Here is a 271-nt window from a genome sequence, read left to right on the forward strand (position 1 = left end):
GGCAGGTTCCAATGTCGTACACCACCTCGGGCTGGCCCTCTGGCGACACCAAGACGACTTTGCCCGAATAAGTGGCCAAGTAGGCGCCTCCATGCGGAGCAAAGCGGGCGGCGTACACCCAATCCTGAGGAACGCCGCCTATCATCGTTATCTCCAGCCGGATACCGCCCACCTCCATGACGCTGTCTGGGCCGGTTCGGGCAAAGCGATTTAGGCTGGCTTCCTCCACGTCCAACGTCGCAGGGTCAATGCCGGTCAGGATCTTGAACGC

The 271-nt window shown here is 61.3% G+C and carries 1 protein-coding gene; it reads right to left on the bottom strand.

The window, feature by feature from the left end:
• A partial coding sequence (locus AC4HNJ_RS21950; RefSeq protein ID WP_490481735.1) for a hypothetical protein occupies positions 1 to 271 on the bottom strand: 271 nt, incomplete at both ends.

This window comes from Dyella sp. SYSU CM1112 (assembly GCF_058216415.1).